This window comes from Plantibacter sp. MDV22-iso1, from assembly GCF_058408345.1.
Map to the genome: position 1 here is coordinate 580,784 of NZ_JBZVDY010000002.1, position 16,292 is coordinate 597,075.

15 protein-coding genes are annotated in these 16,292 nt (G+C 69.2%); 9 read left to right on the forward strand and 6 right to left on the reverse strand.

The features are described from left to right. Positions 1–20: 20 nt before the first annotated feature. Positions 21–665, reverse strand: a complete 645-nt coding sequence (locus tag AC4PMY_RS13395) for a hypothetical protein (RefSeq protein WP_491622962.1) — start codon at positions 663–665, stop codon at positions 21–23. A gap of 322 nt (positions 666–987) precedes the next feature. Between AC4PMY_RS13395 and AC4PMY_RS13400 the strand changes: the two genes are divergently transcribed. After that, positions 988–1,233, forward strand: a complete 246-nt coding sequence (locus tag AC4PMY_RS13400; RefSeq protein ID WP_491622963.1) for a hypothetical protein — start codon at positions 988–990, stop codon at positions 1,231–1,233. Positions 1,234–1,277: 44 nt separating this feature from the next. On the opposite strand, the gene AC4PMY_RS13405 is transcribed toward AC4PMY_RS13400, so the two are convergent. The 4 genes from AC4PMY_RS13405 to AC4PMY_RS13420 all read right to left on the reverse strand — a co-directional run bounded on the left by AC4PMY_RS13405 (position 1,278) and on the right by AC4PMY_RS13420 (position 5,156). Continuing rightward, positions 1,278–2,543: a GNAT family N-acetyltransferase gene (locus AC4PMY_RS13405; RefSeq protein ID WP_491622964.1), complete on the reverse strand. Its 1,266-nt coding sequence runs from the start codon at positions 2,541–2,543 to the stop codon at positions 1,278–1,280. A gap of 110 nt (positions 2,544–2,653) precedes the next feature. Further along, entirely contained in the window at positions 2,654–3,004 is a 351-nt protein-coding gene (locus AC4PMY_RS13410) for a cupin domain-containing protein (RefSeq protein WP_491622965.1), read from the reverse strand. A gap of 54 nt (positions 3,005–3,058) precedes the next feature. Continuing rightward, positions 3,059–3,511, reverse strand: coding sequence for an Lrp/AsnC family transcriptional regulator (locus AC4PMY_RS13415; protein WP_056013555.1), 453 nt, complete (start codon positions 3,509–3,511; stop codon positions 3,059–3,061). Between the two features lie 187 nt (positions 3,512–3,698). Then, positions 3,699–5,156: an aldehyde dehydrogenase family protein gene (locus AC4PMY_RS13420; RefSeq protein WP_491622966.1), complete on the reverse strand. Its 1,458-nt coding sequence runs from the start codon at positions 5,154–5,156 to the stop codon at positions 3,699–3,701. Between the two features lie 243 nt (positions 5,157–5,399). On the opposite strand from AC4PMY_RS13420, the gene AC4PMY_RS13425 reads away from it, so the two are divergent. The 5 genes from AC4PMY_RS13425 (at position 5,400) to AC4PMY_RS13445 (ending at position 11,017) form a co-directional block, all read left to right on the forward strand. Further along, positions 5,400–6,875, forward strand: coding sequence for an APC family permease (locus AC4PMY_RS13425; RefSeq protein ID WP_175117931.1), 1,476 nt, complete (start codon positions 5,400–5,402; stop codon positions 6,873–6,875). A 48-nt stretch (positions 6,876–6,923) separates the two neighbouring features. Next, entirely contained in the window at positions 6,924–8,357 is a 1,434-nt protein-coding gene (locus AC4PMY_RS13430) for an NAD(P)/FAD-dependent oxidoreductase (RefSeq protein WP_491622967.1), read from the forward strand. A 163-nt stretch (positions 8,358–8,520) separates the two neighbouring features. Then, positions 8,521–9,900 (forward strand): NAD-dependent succinate-semialdehyde dehydrogenase, encoded by a 1,380-nt coding sequence (locus tag AC4PMY_RS13435; RefSeq protein WP_491622968.1) that lies wholly within the window; start codon positions 8,521–8,523, stop codon positions 9,898–9,900. Between the two features lie 439 nt (positions 9,901–10,339). After that, complete coding sequence (locus AC4PMY_RS13440; protein ID WP_491622969.1) at positions 10,340–10,549, forward strand: type II toxin-antitoxin system HicA family toxin; 210 nt, start codon at positions 10,340–10,342, stop codon at positions 10,547–10,549. Positions 10,550–10,597: 48 nt separating this feature from the next. Further along, positions 10,598–11,017, forward strand: coding sequence for a helix-turn-helix domain-containing protein (locus AC4PMY_RS13445; RefSeq protein ID WP_491622970.1), 420 nt, complete (start codon positions 10,598–10,600; stop codon positions 11,015–11,017). 166 nt (positions 11,018–11,183) lie between these two features. Here the strand turns inward: AC4PMY_RS13445 and AC4PMY_RS13450 are convergent, their stop codons facing one another. Continuing rightward, a complete protein-coding gene (locus tag AC4PMY_RS13450) occupies positions 11,184–12,746 on the reverse strand; it encodes a PucR family transcriptional regulator (protein WP_314140610.1) in 1,563 nt (520 codons plus the stop codon). Positions 12,747–12,808: 62 nt separating this feature from the next. Here AC4PMY_RS13450 and AC4PMY_RS13455 point away from each other — a divergent pair, with 62 nt between their 5' ends. The 3 genes from AC4PMY_RS13455 to AC4PMY_RS13465 all read left to right on the forward strand — a co-directional run. After that, positions 12,809–14,131: an aspartate aminotransferase family protein gene (locus AC4PMY_RS13455; RefSeq protein WP_399543154.1), complete on the forward strand. Its 1,323-nt coding sequence runs from the start codon at positions 12,809–12,811 to the stop codon at positions 14,129–14,131. A gap of 118 nt (positions 14,132–14,249) precedes the next feature. Beyond that, positions 14,250–15,779 carry a CoA-acylating methylmalonate-semialdehyde dehydrogenase gene (locus tag AC4PMY_RS13460; RefSeq protein ID WP_491622971.1) on the forward strand — a complete coding sequence of 510 codons (1,530 nt, stop codon included), beginning with the start codon at positions 14,250–14,252 and terminating at the stop codon, positions 15,777–15,779. A gap of 228 nt (positions 15,780–16,007) precedes the next feature. Beyond that, the coding region (locus tag AC4PMY_RS13465; RefSeq protein WP_491622972.1) for a DUF1905 domain-containing protein at positions 16,008–16,292 on the forward strand (285 nt) is incomplete at its 3' end.

Genomic DNA, 16,292 nt, shown 5'->3' on the forward strand with positions numbered 1-16,292 from the left:
TCCCCGTTGCTCGACGGATGTCACTCTATCGGCGGAACGAAGCAGCCGTTCTCGACCGTGATCCGCAGCACGTCGGCATCGGATCGCAGCTCTCGTTCGAAGATGATGGCGTCGTCGCGGAGCTGCGTCGACAGCTCGAGCCCGCCGTGCGACGGCACGATGAGCATCGACCGGAACTCGTCCGACTCGGCCGCGAGTTCGAGCGGCGGCGCGTACCCGTTGATGAGGTCGACGAGCACGTCCCGACTCGTTCCGACCGGCAGTTCGACCTCGACGGCCATGCGCGCCAGCTTCGTAGCGCGGCCGGACGACGCCAGACTCCTGCAGGGCGCCTCCGAAGCCTGGGGCGAGAACGTGAACGGCTGTCCGCCCGACGCCGTATCGACCATCCGCCCGAGGAGGTCTGCTGCCACGGCGAACACCTCGTCTCGGGTGGGAAGCTCGTCGTCACGCTGAGGAGCGCTCGGGTCGATCGTCGGCACCTCTGCCACCGGCGAAGCACGATCACCCCGTGACTCACCGACCTGTGCCGTGCAGGCGACGACCAGTAGCGCGAAGACACTCAGCTGAGCGACCACCGCGACGACGATCGCCACGATCGAACGCCGTCCGAGCGAGCTGGAACGGCCTCCTGGCGGCGCGTCCCCGAGAGAATCGGTGCCCATGTCATCCGGGATCGTGTCCACACCTGCTCCTGTCCTAGCCATGCCGCGACGATGGCCGTCGCGATGCTGCAGCGACGGTATCGATCGGGAGCCACTCGACGGCTCGACAGTTGGTGGGCATGACACGGCGAGCGCGGATCGGGTGCCTGTGGAGCGGTGTCACCGTTGTGCGCCGCCGACGATGCTGCATCGACGAGTTGCAGGCAGGTTCACCACGGTGTATAACAAATCTGCACTCCGAGATATAGATCTCAACCCGACCGATCAGGCGTTCCCGGAGCGCACCTCCCGACCGAACCCGACCAGGAACCACCCGACCCCGATGACGACCCTGCAGCACCCCGCCACCACCGGCTCCATCCGCACGTCACGCCCGCAGCTCGCGGCACTCCCCCGCACCCTGCGCCGCAGCATCCCGGCCGAACAACGCCAGCTGCTCCGCACCCTCGCCGCCACCATCGGCGGCTTCATCCTCGCGACCGGCCTGGTCGGCGCGTTCATCACCGGCTGGTTCGTCCTGCTCGGACTCCCCGCCGCGGCGATCTTCCTCAGCACGACCGCGCCCTGAGTGATCGCGCCCTGAACGACCAGAGGAGTCGGCGCGGGGATCCCTTAGAAGTGCGTCCGCAGGAAGGGCGCCTGCTCCGTGGCGAAGGTGAGGTCGAGCGCTCGCACCGCATCGGACGACCCGGTGATGAGCCCTGCTTCGGCGAGCGCCGACACGCGCGGGCCGCCGAGGAGGACCGCCGACAGCTCGTTGATGGTGAGGCGCACAGCGTCGTCGTCGGTCGGCTCCGGCACGTCGCCGATGCGTTCCGCGACCGCGGCACCGTGCTCGTCGATGCGGAGCGCGAACCGACCGCCTGCCAGTCCGAGTGTGTCATCGACGTCGAGCAGGTGCTCGCGAGGTTCGGACGCCCCGGGGACGGTGAACCGGCGCGCTCCGAGGACGGTCGGCACGTCGACGATGCGGAGCCAGAGCGAGTCGGCTCGCGCGGTGGTCTTGACCGCACGGCGGTCGACGAGTCGCCACTGGATCGCTTCGACCGTCGGAGCCTGGTGGAAGGTGACCTTCGTGGTGAGGCTGATCCCGGTGAGGTGCCGCCAGAGCGCGTAGCGGGCCTCCGGGGTGGTGGCGACGAGGTCGTCGACGACGATCGTGCCCCACTCCTCGCCGACGCGGTAGAGCGCATAGCCCCGAGGTTCGCCGTCGGCGTCGTCGTAGCGGAGGGCGAGCGTGTCACCCTCACCGTGGCTGAAGTGCCGGATGGTCACCTCACGGAGGGCCTGCTTCCACCAGGCGACACCGCGGTCGATGTCGCCGGTACCGCGGGAGCGCTCGAACAGCCCGGGCGCGATGGTCGCGAGCGAGCGCGGGTCGAGCGTGTGGACGCGGCCGGCGGGCGGTGCACCCCGCCAAGCGACGCGCTTGGGGTCGACCTCGTGCGTGAACTCCCAGGTCGCCGGGGCGAAGCCGTAGCGACCGTAGATGGTCGCCTCGCTCGCGGTGAGCGCGACGACCGCGGCACCGGTGGCCTGGGCGTGGTGGAGTCGGTTCTCCATCAGCGATCGCGCGATGCCTCGACGCTCATGGGACGTCGAGACGGTCACCTCGGTGATGGCCAGGGCACGGACCGAGCCGCCGGGGATCGACAGGGCGGTCGGGAAGGAACCGAGCGTGCCGACGGGGACGAGCGGTTCGGCAGCGGTGTCGTCGTAGACCCCGAGGATGGAGCTGCCGACGAGGAGCTGACGCCGCTCGGCACGCACGGCCACGTCGGTGTCGGGCTTCGACAGGAAGCCGCGGGACGCTGCACCCCACCAGAGGTCGAGGGCGGCGTGGTCCGTGTGGTCGAGCTCGACGGTGCGCAGGTTCATGCGACAAGCCTATTGGGGTGCTCGGAACGCAGGAGATCGGCGCGAGAGCAGGACGGACGGGCACGAAGCGTCCTGCTGTCGGGCGGATGTCCTGCTGTCGCGCCGGCGGGTCAGGCGACGTAGACCTTGCGGAGGGTCTCGCGGACCGTCCAGGTGGTGCGGGCGCCGGCGGCGAGTCGGCCGATGGAGCCGGCACGGAGCTCCAGCGACGGGGTGCCGTCGGCGAAGTCGACCGTCGCCTCACCGGAGAGGACCACGAACACCTCGTCGATCTCGGTGTCCTGCACGACGCCGACACCCAACTCCCAGACGCCGACCTCGGTGTCACCGACGGCCGCGAGCGTCACGATCCCGCTCCGCGGCGACCCCGAGACGACGTCCTCGGGCGCGAGCGGGTTGTCCGCGAGCGACACATCGGAGCCCTGGAGCACCGCGTTGGGGGCGAGCAAGTGATCGGTCATGAGGTACCTCTCTGAGCAGGACGGAGGCGGGCGGTGTCGGCGCAGGCCGACGGACTACCCGACGCCCCAGCCGTAGGCGAGCTTGTGGGCTTCGAGCACGAAGAACGTCTCGGTCGATCGCACGCCGGGCGTCGGCTGCAGGGTGTCGAGGAGGAACGTCTTGTAGTGGTCCATGTCGCGACACACGGCCTCGACCATCACGTCGAAGCCGCCGCTCGTGAGCACCACGTAGCTCGTCTCCGCGTGCTTCGACAGCTCCTGGCACACCCCGCGCGCCATCCCCGGCTCGCAGCGGATGCCGATGAGCGCCAGGTGGTCGAAGCCGATCGACAGCGGGTTCGCGATGCCGACGATCTGCAGGATCCCGGTGTCCTCGAGTCGCTGGATCCGATAGCGGACGGACGACGCCGGCAGCCCGGTCTCGGTGGCGATCTCGGAGAACGCCTTCCGTCCGTCCTGCTGCAGAATCGCGATCAGCCGACGGTCGATGTCGTCAAGGTCGTTCATGTGGCTCCTCCGGCAGCGGGCGGATGGTCATCTGGCAAGCGTAGCGAGGGAAGCGGTGCGGCCCGGGTGCGGTGTCCGCCGCACCCGAACCGTGAGCCCCGACCGACCGACCCGAACGCGGGCGGTCGACCGAGGCGACGCCGATCGAGCAGACCGAGGGAGGTCGCCGATCGGCGGATCGGTCCGACTAGCGGACGTGGATCGCGCCGGTGCGGAGGTCGGTCATGTCGTGCAGCGTGTACATGCCGCCGATCCGACCCCAGCCGGTGCCCTTGCCGCCCGCACCACCGAACGGCATATTGATGTCCCACCAGCCGTTGGAGTCGTTGACGATGACCTGACCGGTCTCGAGCTCCTCCATGAACCGGTAGGCCTTCGACAGGCTCTCGGTGAACACCGCGGACTGCAGGCCGAGCGCGTCAGCGTTGGCGATGCGGAGGATGTCGTCGTCGTCCTTGGCCGTGAGGATGGGGAGGACCGGACCGAACGACTCCTCACGCGACAGCAGGCTGTCCTCGGAGACGCCGTCGACGATCGTGAAGTCGTAGTAGAGGTCCGTCGGGTGGCCCGCGGCACGACCGCCGCCGAGCAGGATGTCGAAGCCGAGCGAGCGGGCCTCGTCGAGGTGGCGGTCCATCTTCGCGGCGACGCCCTCGTTGTTGAGCGGTCCGAGGTTGATCCCCTCGTCGAAGGGGTTGCCGAGTCGCACGGTCGCCTTCGCATAGGCGAGGGCAGCCTCGACGAAGGCGTCGTGGACGTTGTGGTGGACGATGAGCCGCTCGGTCGCGCAGCAGACCTGCCCGCCGCTGTAGAAGGCGGAGTCGACGGCGGCCTTCGCGGCGCGTTCGATGTTCGCGTCCTCGAGGACGACGATCGGGCCGTTGCCGGAGCACTCCATGAGCGAGCGCTTGAGGCCCGCGGTGCGGACGATCTTCGCGCCGGTCGCGGACGAGCCGATGAAGCCGATGGCGTCGATGCCGTCATGGGACACGAGCTCGGAACCGAACGCGCCGTCACCGGGGAGGACGCTGACGAGCCCGGCCGGGACGCCCGCCTCGACGAGGCAGTCCATCGCCGCGAGGACCGCGAGGGGCGTGTTGCTCGGCGGCTTGACGATGCAGGCGTTGCCGGTCGCGAGGCCCGGGGCGACGAACTCGCTGAACATCAGGAGCGGGAAGTTCCAGGGCGTGATGATGCCCCAGACGCCGACCGGTGCGCGCCAGGTGAACATGCGCTTGTCGATGTCGCTCGACGGCAGCGTCTCGCCGTACAGACGGAGGGCGTCCTCGGCGTGGAGGTGGAAGAGCTGCGCGGCCTCGGCGATGTCGGCGATCGACTCGGCGAGCGGCTTGCCCTGCTCCAGCGTCTGCAGGCGGGCGAGCTCCTCGACGCGGGCGTTGATCGCGTCGCCGACCCGGTGACAGATCTCCGCGCGCTTGAACACGCCGAGCTTCCGCCACTCCCGCTGCGCCTCGTGCGCGCGTCGCACCGCCTCGTCGAGTTCGGCGGTGCCGGCCACGGGGATCGACGCGATGACGTCACCGGTGACGGGGCTGATCACCTCCGAGCGCTCCGAGCTGGATCCGTCGGTGAACTCGCCGGCGATGAAGAGCTGGGTGCGAGTGGGTGTCGGCAACGTGGTCATTCCGGACCTCCTGGTGTCGTGGCTGGGCCGACGACGCCGAACAGCGTCGTGCGGATGTCGTCGGGAGAATGTGGGATCAGCCTAGGACCTTGCGATTCCTCGAACAAGCAGTATTGTTTCGTCAAAGTTACGATTACAACAACGAGACCGACACGATCTTGTCGTCACAACAATTCTTCGGCACATTGAGTGCACCAGCAGCGAGACAGCGACGTCCCGTCCCCCACGAATCGAGAAGAGCCCATGTCGACCGAACACGTCACCAGCACCGACGAGACCACGCACCTGCCGAAACGGATGCGCTGGTTCGACGGCTTCGCCATGGCGATGACCATGCCAGCCGCGCTCATCGCCACTCTCGGCGCCTCCATCACCGGCCTCGGCGGCTGGGGGGCCGCCGTCCTGTGGGCGATCTCCATGATCCTCGCGATGGGCGTCAACTGGATCTACACCGAGCTCGCCACCATGTTCCCGAACTCCTCCGGCGGCATCGCGCACTACGCGGCCGAAGCGTGGAAGTCGCGCGCACCCTGGGTCGCACCGATCACGGGCGTCGGTTACTGGCTCCCCTGGGGCACCAACCTCGCCACCTACGGCGCGGTCACCGGTGCACTCATCCAGGCCCAGTGGTTCCCGAACGAGGACTGGGTGATCCAGCTCGGCCCGATCTCCATCACCTTCCCGATCCTCATCGGGCTCGGCGTCATCGGCGTGATGTACCTCATCAACGTCATCGGCGTCCGCGTCACGATGGCGTTCGTCTACATCACCGCGGGCATCCTGCTCATCCCGCTGTTCGTGTTCATCGTCTTCCCGCTGTTCAGCGCCGACTGGGCACCGCTCGACCTCACCTGGAAGCTCGAGGGCATCGAGGGCCTGCACACCGCGATCGTCTGGCTGTACATCATGGCGTGGACCACCTTCGGCATCGAGGTCTGCGCGACCTTCGCCCCGGAGTACCGCGACTCGGTGAAGGACACGACCAAGGCGATCAAGGCCTCCGTCCTCTTCTGCCTCGGCGTCTTCTTCGTCATCCCGCTGACCCTCGGCGGCTACGCGGGTGAAGCGGCGATCGCCGACAACCCGGCGACCTTCTTCGTCGCCAGCTTCGCCTCGCTCGTCGGTGGCGCCGCGGACGTCATGGTGCTCTGCCTCATCGCCTCGCTGCTGCTCATCATGACCACCTCGGTGGCCGACGCCTCACGCGTGCTGTTCAACATGGGCAAGGAGCGCGTCACCGTCCCGTCACTCGGCGTGCTCAACCGCCGCGGTGTGCCGTTCCGCTCGCTCAACGTCATGCTCGTCATGAACGTCGTCATCCTCGTCGTGCTGCAGAACCCGCTCGCGATCATCGTGACCGGCAACCTCGGCTACATCCTCACGCACTTCTTCGCCGTCTCCGGCTTCTTCCTGCTGCGCAAGGACCGCCCCGACGCCGTCCGCCCGATCCGCCTGCCGCGCTTCTTCGTGCCGCTATCGGTCGTGCTCTCGGTGCTCCTCGCGATCATCCTCGTCGTCGGCGCCACCGGGTTCTCCACCACGGGCTACGGCGGGTTCCTCGAGCTCGGCATCGCGCTCGGCCTGCTCGCACTCGGCGTGGTGATCTGGCTGTTCGTGCAACGCAGCACCAAGCGCGATTCGGGGCTCGGGACCGGCGGGGCGCCCACGGGAACCCCACGTGCCGACGCCGAACGCACCGACGCCGCCCGCACCGACTGACCGCGCACCACGCGACCGCACCGAACCACGCACCACAGGGGACCCATCATGAGAACCACCTACGAACTGGCCGAAGAGCTCGCCGACACCGCACGCCTGCGGGAACAGCTGGCCTCGGCCGAACCGGAGCCGTACTGGCTCGACGACCCGGCACGGCCCGCTCCGCTCCCCCGCCTCGAGGCGGACGTCGAGACGGACCTGGCGATCGTCGGTGGTGGGTACTCGGGCCTGTGGACGGCGCTGCTCGCGAAGGAGCGCGACCCGGACCGCCGGGTCGTGCTCCTCGAGGGCCGGCGCATCGCGTGGGCGGCGTCCGGTCGCAACGGCGGGTTCTGCGAGCCGAGCCTCACCCACGGTTCGTCGAACGGCAAGAGCCGCCTGCCGCACGAGTTCGACCGCCTGGAGGAGCTGGGACGCGAAAACCTGCGCGAGATCGGCGAGACCATCGCCCGGTACGGCATGGACTGCGACTGGGAGGAGACGGGACTGCTGCAGGCGGCGACGGCTCCGCACCACGTGGACTGGTTGCGCGAGAGCGCCGAGGAGCACGGAGCGCGGTTCCTCGACCGCGAGGCGATGCAGGCGGAGGTCCACTCGCCGATCTTCCAGGCCGGCCTGTTCGAGCCCACCGGTGCGGCGCTCGTCAACCCGGCGAAGCTGGCGTGGGAGCTGCGACGCGTCTGCCTCGACCTCGGTGTCGAGATCCACGAGTACACGCACGTCCGCTCGATCCGGTCCGACGCGACGTCGGTCACCCTCACGACCACGCACGGCTCGGTCGTCGCGAAGCACGTCGCCCTCGGCACCAACGTCTTCAAGGCCCTCATCCCGAGTGCCCGGAAGTACACGGTGCCGGTCTACGACTACGCGCTCATGACGAACCCGCTCTCCGCAGAGCAGCTCGAGAGCCTGGGTTGGCAGGGTCGGCAGGGCATCTCCGACCTCGACAACCGCTTCCACTACTCGCGGCTCACGACCGACGCGAACGGGTCGACCCGTATCCTCTACGGCGGCTACGACGCGGTCTACAACTACGGCGGGCGCGTCGAGCCGCGGTTCGACCAGCGCGAGGAGTCCTTCCTCAAGCTCGCCGCCCACTTCGCCCACACCTACCCGCAGCTCGCCGACCTCGGCTTCTCCCACAAGTGGGGCGGCGCGATCGACACCTGCGGGCGGTTCTTCTCCTTCTTCGAGACCGCGCACGGCGGCAAGGTCGCCCACGCGGCCGGGTTCACCGGGCTCGGCGTCGGTGCGACGCGGTACGGCGCGAACGTCATGCTCGACCTCCTCTCCGGGACGCCGACCGAGCGCACGACGATGGACTTCGTCCAGAAGAAGCCGACGCCGTTCCCGCCCGACCCACTCGCGTTCATCGGCGCGCGCATCTCACTGTCGGAGATGGCCCGGGCCGACCGCAACGAGGGCAAGCGCGGGCTCTGGCTCCGCACGATGGACGCCGTCGGGCTGGGCTTCGACTCCTGAGCCGGGTTTCGACGCAGGAGCCGCCGTCCAACCCATGACAGGCGGAGCGTGGTTCGATACGGTGCAGGTGGTGGTCCCGCTCACGTCGAACCCGCACAGCTCGCATCGGCCGGCAACGGACACCGCACCGCACCAGCAGCACCTCAGACAAAGGAGCACACCAGTGAGCGACTACGCCGTCGTCAACCCCGCGACCGGAGAGACTCTCCGCGACTACCCGACGATCACGGACGAGGAGCTGCAGCAGGCGATCACCGCCGCGTCCGCCGCCCACGAGGAGTGGTCGCGTCGCGCTCCCGTCGCCGACCGCGCCGCACTCATCGCCCGCGTCGCCGCCCTCCACACGGAGCGCCGTGAGCAGCTGGCCGAGATCGCCGTCCGCGAGATGGGCAAGACGTACGAGCAGGCGCTCGGCGAGGTCGACTTCGCCGCCGCGATCTACCAGTACTACGCCGACAACGGCGAGGCCTTCTCCGCCGACGAGCCGATCGAGCTGTCCGACGGCACCGGTTCGGCGTTCATCCGTCGTGCGTCGCTCGGGGTGCTGCTCGGCATCATGCCGTGGAACTTCCCGTACTACCAGGTGGCGCGGTTCGTCGGCCCGAACGTGGTCAACGGCAACACCATCCTCCTCAAGCACGCCCCGCAGTGCCCCGAGTCGGCGCTGGCGATCGCGCAGATCTTCGACGACGCCGAAGCCGAGCTGGGCGCCCACGATTCCGTGTACGTGAACATCTTCGCGACGAACGACCAGATCGCGACGGTCATCGCCGACCCGCGCGTGCAGGGCGTCTCGGTCACCGGTTCGGAGCGCGCCGGTTCCGCGGTCGCCGAGCTGGCCGGCAAGCACCTCAAGAAGGTCGTGCTCGAGCTCGGCGGGTCCGACCCGTTCATCCTGCTGTCGACCGACGACCTCGACGCCGCCGTCCAGGACGCCGTCAACGCCCGCATCGACAACAACGGGCAGTCCTGCAACGCCGCCAAGCGGTTCATCATCATCGACGAGCTGTTCGACGACTTCGCCGCGAAGTTCACCGAGGTCTTCACGGCGAACGCACCGGCCGACCCGATGGCGGAGAGCACCCAGCTCGGCCCGCTGTCGTCGGCCGCCGCGACCGAGCGACTCGGCGAACAGCTGGGACGTGCGAAGGCACAGGGCGCGACGATCCTGGCATCCGGCGAGCCGTCGGGGAACTTCTTCCCGCCGGCCGTGCTCACCGACGTGACGCCCGAGATGGACGCGTTCCACGAGGAGTTCTTCGGCCCCGTCGCGGCGCTCTACCGGGTCGCGTCCGAGGAGGAGGCCGTGCGCCTCGCGAACGACACCCCGTTCGGCCTCGGCTCCTACGTGTACACGACCGACCAGGAGCAGGCGCTGCGGGTCGCGGACGGGATCGACGCCGGCATGGTGTGGATCAACCTCGTGCTCGGCGACGCGGCGGAGCTGCCCTTCGGCGGCGTGAAGCGCTCCGGCACCGGCCGCGAGATGGGCAAGCCCGCGATGGACGAGTTCGTCAACAAGAAGCTCATCCGCATCGCGTAGGTGCTTCGGCCCCGGCCACAGACGCCCCCGTCCGGTCACTGAGCCTGTCGAAGTGCGGTCCCGCCCCATGTCGACCGCCCTTCGACAAGCTCAGGGACCGGGATGGGGTGCGCGCGAGGACCGGGACACGGTGCACCCGCTCACCGCGCTCCTCACCCGCGGAACGCTTTCCGGCCACTGAGCTTGTCGAAGTGCCTCGTACGCACCTCGACAAACTCGGTGGCCGAGCTGCGCTCGGTGGCCGAACGTCCCCCACAGGGCGTGCATCACTCCCGTTGTCCACAGGGCGCGCGCACCCGACCAGGTGCGATGACGTCGCGAGCTAGCCTTTCGAGGAGGGCGAGGCTCGTCAGTCTGGGGCACGGTCGAGTTGCGTCAGCGGCTTCAAATATCTAGCCCCCTCTTCATCTTGAAATCAATGGGGGGCTTGAGTAGAATTATGCCGAGGCCACAGAAGTACCGCGATGTGGTGAGGTTCCTCAGCTCGAAAGGCTGGGTGCTGTTCCGGCAGCAGAAGGGTTCCCACGAGAAATGGGGCAATCCGGAGAACGGGCGCGAGTATCTGACGATTCCACATCACGAGGTGTCGGCCGGAATCGTGAAGCAGCTCATCGAGATGTTCCCGGATGCGCCGAGCGGGTGGAAGTAGCGCACCGCACCGCTCGACCGCGCCGACAGACAATCAGGAGGCCCGCGAATGACCGCAGCAACCGTGACCCAGACGCTCGACGTGGTGACCTACCTCGACGGCAAGTGGTGGACGTTCGAGATCCCCTCGCTCACCACCGACTCCCCCCGAGGCGCGGGACACCGGATCGTCGCCATGGGCTCAGCGAAGAGGTTCAAGGACATCGCTGCAGCTGCCCGCGACGTCGCGGCCCTGTGGCTCGATCTCGATGACTACCACGCGGACGTCGTTGTGACGGTCCGGGATGAGGCGGTCGGCCTCTGGGGCGAATCCAACACCCTTGAAGAGCAGGCACGCCAGCAGGTGCGCGAGGCAGCGCGCAAGCGCCGCGAGGCCGTCCTGAGCCTCATCGCCAAGGGAGCCAGCCAGAGCGACGCCGCGGCCGTCTTCGGGGTCTCGGTGCAACGTGTGAGCCAGCTCGTGCACTGACGCTCGTCGATCGGCAGTCCCCACCGAGAACCTCCCCGGTCACTGAGCCCCATCCGGTCACTGAGCCTGTCGAAGTGCAGTCCCGCCCCGATGACCACCGCCCTTCGACAAGCTCAGGGACCGAAGGGGTGAATCTGGGAACGAGGGTGCACGACGCGCGAATCCGTCAGCCGTCGGCGAGCTGGAGGGCGCTCCACAGCTCGGCTCGGTCGCCGAAGCGGGAGAGGTCGAGGTCGAGCAGCGACTCCAGCGTGCCGATGCGCGCTCGGAGGGTCTGCCGGTGGATCCCGAGGCGGCCAGCCGCCTGATCGGTGACGCAGTTGGCCTCCAACCACACCCGAGCCGTGGTCACGTGGACCGCACGAGCCTCAGCGCCGAGCCCGCCCAGCGGCTCGAGCAGCCGGTTCGCCAGCACCTCCCCGCCCGACGCACTCAGCAACCCGAGCAACCCCTGCTCGGCGAGCGCCTCGTATCGCACGAGTCGCGGCGTCTCCCCCGCCGATGCGCGCGCCCGCTCGGCCTCGGCCAGCCCGTCCCGCAACCGCTCCCAGCTCGTCCTCGCCGACACCCCGCCCGACAGCCCGTGGCGACCGACGACGGCGTCCCAGAGTCCGGTGTCCGCGTCGCTCGACACGATGACGATCCGTTCGTCCTGCTCGGCGAAGAACAGCTTGCCGCCATGCGCCGCGGCCTGCACGTCGAGTTCCGAGAGGAAGCCCAGCTCACCCTCGGGGATGTCGACCACGGCGACGCGGATCGGGTCGGGCGGCAGCGGCCCCCAGAGCCGCTGGGCGGTGCGCTCGGCGACCGCGCGGTCGCCGGAGAGCAGCAGCTCGAGGAGCCCGGAGCGCAGCTGCCGGCGTGCGAGGTCGAGGGCGCTGTGCTGCTCGAGGGCGATGCTCGCGAGGCCGATGACACTGGAGACGAGGTCGTGCTCGGCGTGGTCGAGCGGCACACTGGACCCGACCGCGAGGATGCCCCGCAGCTCGCCTCGGCGGCCGAGCGTCAGCAGCGTCGCGCCCTCCGCTCCGTCCGCGAGGTGCAGTCCGGCCCGCGACCCGCGCCGCAGCACCTCGGCGACGGCGGCCTCCACACCCTCCGGCACCGGCTCGCGCGTCCTCGTGGTGACCCGGTTGCCGAGCGCGTCGTACAGCGCGACCCAGCAACCGAGCTGCTGCCCCAGCTCCGCGAGGATCGCGGTCAGGCCGTCGGGTCGGAGCGCGGCCCTCGCGACCGCGCGCTGGGCGGCGAGCGACCACTCGAGCGACGCCACGCGTGCGGCGGCGACCGCGTCGGCGACGAACCGGATGATGCCGATGAACGGCGTCCGCTCCCCCACCTCGAGCAGGGTGAACCCGTGTCGATCGCAGGCGTCGACGAGCCGCTGCGGGATGTCGGCGTGGATGATCCCGGTGGCGAACCCGAGCGCGAGCACACCCCGGGCGGAGAGGCGGCGGACGTACTCGTCGGCGCGGCGGTCGGCGAGCTCGTCGCTCATCTCACCGGTGAACTGCATGCCGTCGGTGAGGAGCAGCTGGCCGGGCTCCAGCCAGGGTGTCGGGTCGCCGAGGTCGGAGCTGTGCACCCAGGCGATGTCGCGGTCGAGGACGTCGGCGTCACCCGCGACGACGAGGCCGAGCTTGAACACCGGCTCGGCCATGAGCGTACGCAGGGACACGTTCGACGACGCACGGCCGACCTCGCCAGCGATCACCGAAGTGGTGGACATGTGCCGAAGCTACCACTGATCCCGCCATGTACATCGGCCACGTCGATTGCCAGGCTGCAGGAGTGATCAATGACTTCCTCTCCGGCCTCGACAACGCCGGCGTCCGCGACGCCGACACCCAGCGCGTCCTGCACTCCTGGTCCGCCCAGAGCACGCTCAAGCCGCTCCCCATCGCGGGCGGCCTCGGCAGCACCGTGTGGGACCACGACGGACGCCACTACCTCGACTTCTCCAGCCAGCTCGTCAACGTGAACCTCGGGTACCAGCACCCGAAGGTCGTCGCGGCGATCCAGGAGCAGGCGGCGCAGCTCACGACGATCGCGCCCGCCGCGGCGAACGCGACCCGTGCCGAGGCTGCTCGTCTCATCCTCGAGCGTGCGCCCGAGGGCTTCGAGAAGGTCTTCTTCACCAACGGCGGCGCCGACGCGAACGAGAACGCGATCCGCATGGCACGCATCGCCACCGGCCGGGACAAGGTCATCTCGACCTACCGCTCGTACCACGGCAACACGGGCGCGGCCATCGTCGCGACGGGCGACTGGCGCCGCATCCCCAACGAATACGCGCGCGGTCACGTGCACGTGTTCGGCCCCTACCTCTACCGCACCGAGTTCTGGGCCACGACGCCGGAGGAGGAGTCGGAGCGCGCTCTCCGTCACCTCGAGCGCACCGTCCAGGCCGAGGGTCCCGGCTCGATCGCCGCGATCCTCCTCGAGACCGTCCCCGGCACCGCCGGCATCCTGACGCCGCCACCCGGCTACCTCGCGGGGGTCCGCGCGATCGCGGACCGCTACGGCATCATGCTCATCCTCGACGAGGTCATGGCCGGCTTCGCCCGCACCGGTGAGTGGTTCGCGTTCGACGCGTTCGACGTGCGACCCGACCTCATCACCTTCGCGAAGGGCGTCAACTCCGGCTACGTGCCGCTCGGTGGCGTCATCGTCTCCGAGCACATCGCCCGCGTCTTCGACGAGCAGGTGTTCCCTGGCGGACTCACATACTCCGGCCACCCGCTCGCCGCCGCGAGTGTCGTCGCGACGCTCACCGCCATGGCCGAGGAAGGCGTCGTCGAACATGCCAAGGCGATCGGCGCCGACCACATCGGGCCCGCGCTCCGCTCCCTCGCCGAGCGCCACGAGCTCATCGGCGAGGTCCGCGGCAGCGGCGTGTTCTGGGCGGTCGAGCTCGTCGAGGACCGCGACACCCGCGCACCACTCGATGCGGCGGCGATGGGTCGGTTCAAGACGTCCCTGCTCGAGGCCGGCCTCCTGCCGTTCATCAGCGAGAACCGCATCCACGTCGTCCCGCCCGCTGTCGTGACCGCCGACGAGGTCGCCTCGGGTGTCGCCATCATCGACGCCGCCCTCGGGGAGCTGCGCGCATGAGCGGCGAGCCGGACCCGTTCTGGGACTCGGTGTCGGGACTCCCGACCCCGGCCCCGTCCGCCGCGGCACGACCAACACCAAGCACCCCTGCACCCCACGACGCCCAGGAGCCATCCGCATGACCACCACCGCCACGAGCACCACCACCGACGCCGGCACGCTGCCGGTCGTCCCGCACTGGATCGACGGAGCCGAGGCCCCGTCCACCTCCGGCCGCACCGCCCCGGTCTACGACCCCGCGCTCGGTGTCGCGACGAAGCACGTCGCGCTCGCAGACCAGTCGGAGATCGACCGCGCCGTCGCATCCGCCGCTGCCGCCTTCCCCGCCTGGCGCGACCTGCCGCTCGCGAAGCGTCAGCAGATCGTCTTCAAGTTCCGTGAGCTGCTCGAGGCGAAGAAGGGCGAGCTGGCGGAGATCATCACGGCGGAGCACGGCAAGGTCGTCTCGGATGCGCTGGGTGAGATCACGCGCGGGCAGGAGGTCGTGGAGTTCGCGACCGGCCTCGCGCACCACCTCAAGGGCGAGTTCTCCGAGCAGGTCTCCACCGGCGTCGACGTGTACTCCACGAAGCAGCCGCTCGGGGTCGTCGGCATCATCTCGCCGTTCAACTTCCCCGCGATGGTGCCGATGTGGTTCTTCCCGATCGCGATCGCGGCCGGGAACACGGTCGTGTTGAAGCCGAGTGAGAAGGACCCGTCCGCGGCGATCTGGCTCGCGGAGCTCTGGAAGGAAGCCGGGCTCCCCGACGGCGTGTTCACGGTGCTGAACGGTGACAAGGAGGCCGTCGACGGGCTCCTCACCCACCCCGACGTCCGCGCCATCTCCTTCGTGGGTTCCACCCCGATCGCGAAGTACGTGTACGAGACCGGCACCGCGCACGGCAAGCGGGTCCAGGCGCTCGGCGGGGCGAAGAACCACATGCTGGTCCTGCCCGACGCCGACCTCGACCTCGTCGCGGACTCCGCGATCAACGCCGGCTTCGGATCCGCGGGCGAGCGCTGCATGGCGATCTCGGTGGTCGTGGTCGTCGAGCCCGTCGCGGACGAACTCATCGCCAAGATCGCCGAGCGTGCAGCCACCTTGCGGATCGGTGACGGCCGTCGGAACTGCGACATGGGACCGCTCGTGACGAAGGTGCACCGCGACAAGGTCGCCTCCTACCTCGACATCGCCGAACAGGATGGTGCGACGATCGTCGTCGACGGCCGCAACACCCCCATCGACGGCGACCCGAACGGGTTCTGGCTCGGCCCGACCCTCATCGACAACGTCCCGACGACGTCGAAGGTGTACACGGAGGAGATCTTCGGACCCGTCCTCGCGGTCGTGCGCGTGCAGTCCTACGAAGAGGGCGTCGCGCTGATCAACGGCGGTGCGTTCGGCAACGGGACCGCGATCTTCACCAACGACGGCGGCGCCGCCCGGCGGTTCCAGAACGAGATCCAGGTCGGGATGATCGGCATCAACGTGCCCATCCCCGTGCCGGTCGCGACGTTCTCCTTCGGCGGGTGGAAGGACTCGCTCTTCGGCGACACCAAGGCCCACGGCGCCGAGGGCGTCCGGTTCTTCACCCAGCAGAAGGCCATCACCGCCCGCTGGCTCGACCCCTCCCACGGCGGCATCAACCTCGGCTTCCCCCAGAACTGAGGTTCCCGGCCCCTCGGCAGTGCTCCTCGCGAGCCTGCCGAGGGGCCGAGTGCTTCCGGGGGCCCTCGACAAGCGGGCCCTAAGCCTGTCGAAGGGCGGGAGCGGGGTAGGAAACGCGGTCCCTAAGCCTGTCGAAGAGCGGGAACGGGGACGGTCCCGCCCTTGCCACGGGTCGGACTCAGCCGCGACAATGGCCACGCCGACCACGACCGACGAGGGGCGCCACCGATGGCCATCGAACCGACCGAGCTCGACCACCGCTTCACCACGCCGATCGGCGTCGATGTGAAGGGCGACGTCTGGTCCTGCGTGGAGATGCCCGGCTCAGCCGAGTTCTTCGGCACCGGCAAATCCGTCCGCGTCGACGCGATCGTCGACGGTGTCGAGCTCCCGAACGTCGGCCTCATGCCGACCGGCTCCGGTGGTCACATGCTGTCCATCAGTGCGAAGCTCCGGAAGCGCCTCGGCAAGGACATCGGCGACACCGTCGACGTCCACCTCACCCGCCGCCTG

Coding starts and splice junctions, on each gene's coding strand:
- AC4PMY_RS13395 (WP_491622962.1), bottom strand. CDS start 665: ATGGGCACCGATTCTCTCGGGGACGCGCCGCCAGGAGGCCGTTCCAGC.
- AC4PMY_RS13400 (WP_491622963.1), top strand. CDS start 988: ATGACGACCCTGCAGCACCCCGCCACCACCGGCTCCATCCGCACGTCA.
- AC4PMY_RS13405 (WP_491622964.1), bottom strand. CDS start 2,543: ATGAACCTGCGCACCGTCGAGCTCGACCACACGGACCACGCCGCCCTC.
- AC4PMY_RS13410 (WP_491622965.1), bottom strand. CDS start 3,004: ATGACCGATCACTTGCTCGCCCCCAACGCGGTGCTCCAGGGCTCCGAT.
- AC4PMY_RS13415 (WP_056013555.1), bottom strand. CDS start 3,511: ATGAACGACCTTGACGACATCGACCGTCGGCTGATCGCGATTCTGCAG.
- AC4PMY_RS13420 (WP_491622966.1), bottom strand. CDS start 5,156: ATGACCACGTTGCCGACACCCACTCGCACCCAGCTCTTCATCGCCGGC.
- AC4PMY_RS13425 (WP_175117931.1), top strand. CDS start 5,400: ATGTCGACCGAACACGTCACCAGCACCGACGAGACCACGCACCTGCCG.
- AC4PMY_RS13430 (WP_491622967.1), top strand. CDS start 6,924: ATGAGAACCACCTACGAACTGGCCGAAGAGCTCGCCGACACCGCACGC.
- AC4PMY_RS13440 (WP_491622969.1), top strand. CDS start 10,340: ATGCCGAGGCCACAGAAGTACCGCGATGTGGTGAGGTTCCTCAGCTCG.
- AC4PMY_RS13445 (WP_491622970.1), top strand. CDS start 10,598: ATGACCGCAGCAACCGTGACCCAGACGCTCGACGTGGTGACCTACCTC.
- AC4PMY_RS13450 (WP_314140610.1), bottom strand. CDS start 12,746: ATGTCCACCACTTCGGTGATCGCTGGCGAGGTCGGCCGTGCGTCGTCG.
- AC4PMY_RS13460 (WP_491622971.1), top strand. CDS start 14,250: ATGACCACCACCGCCACGAGCACCACCACCGACGCCGGCACGCTGCCG.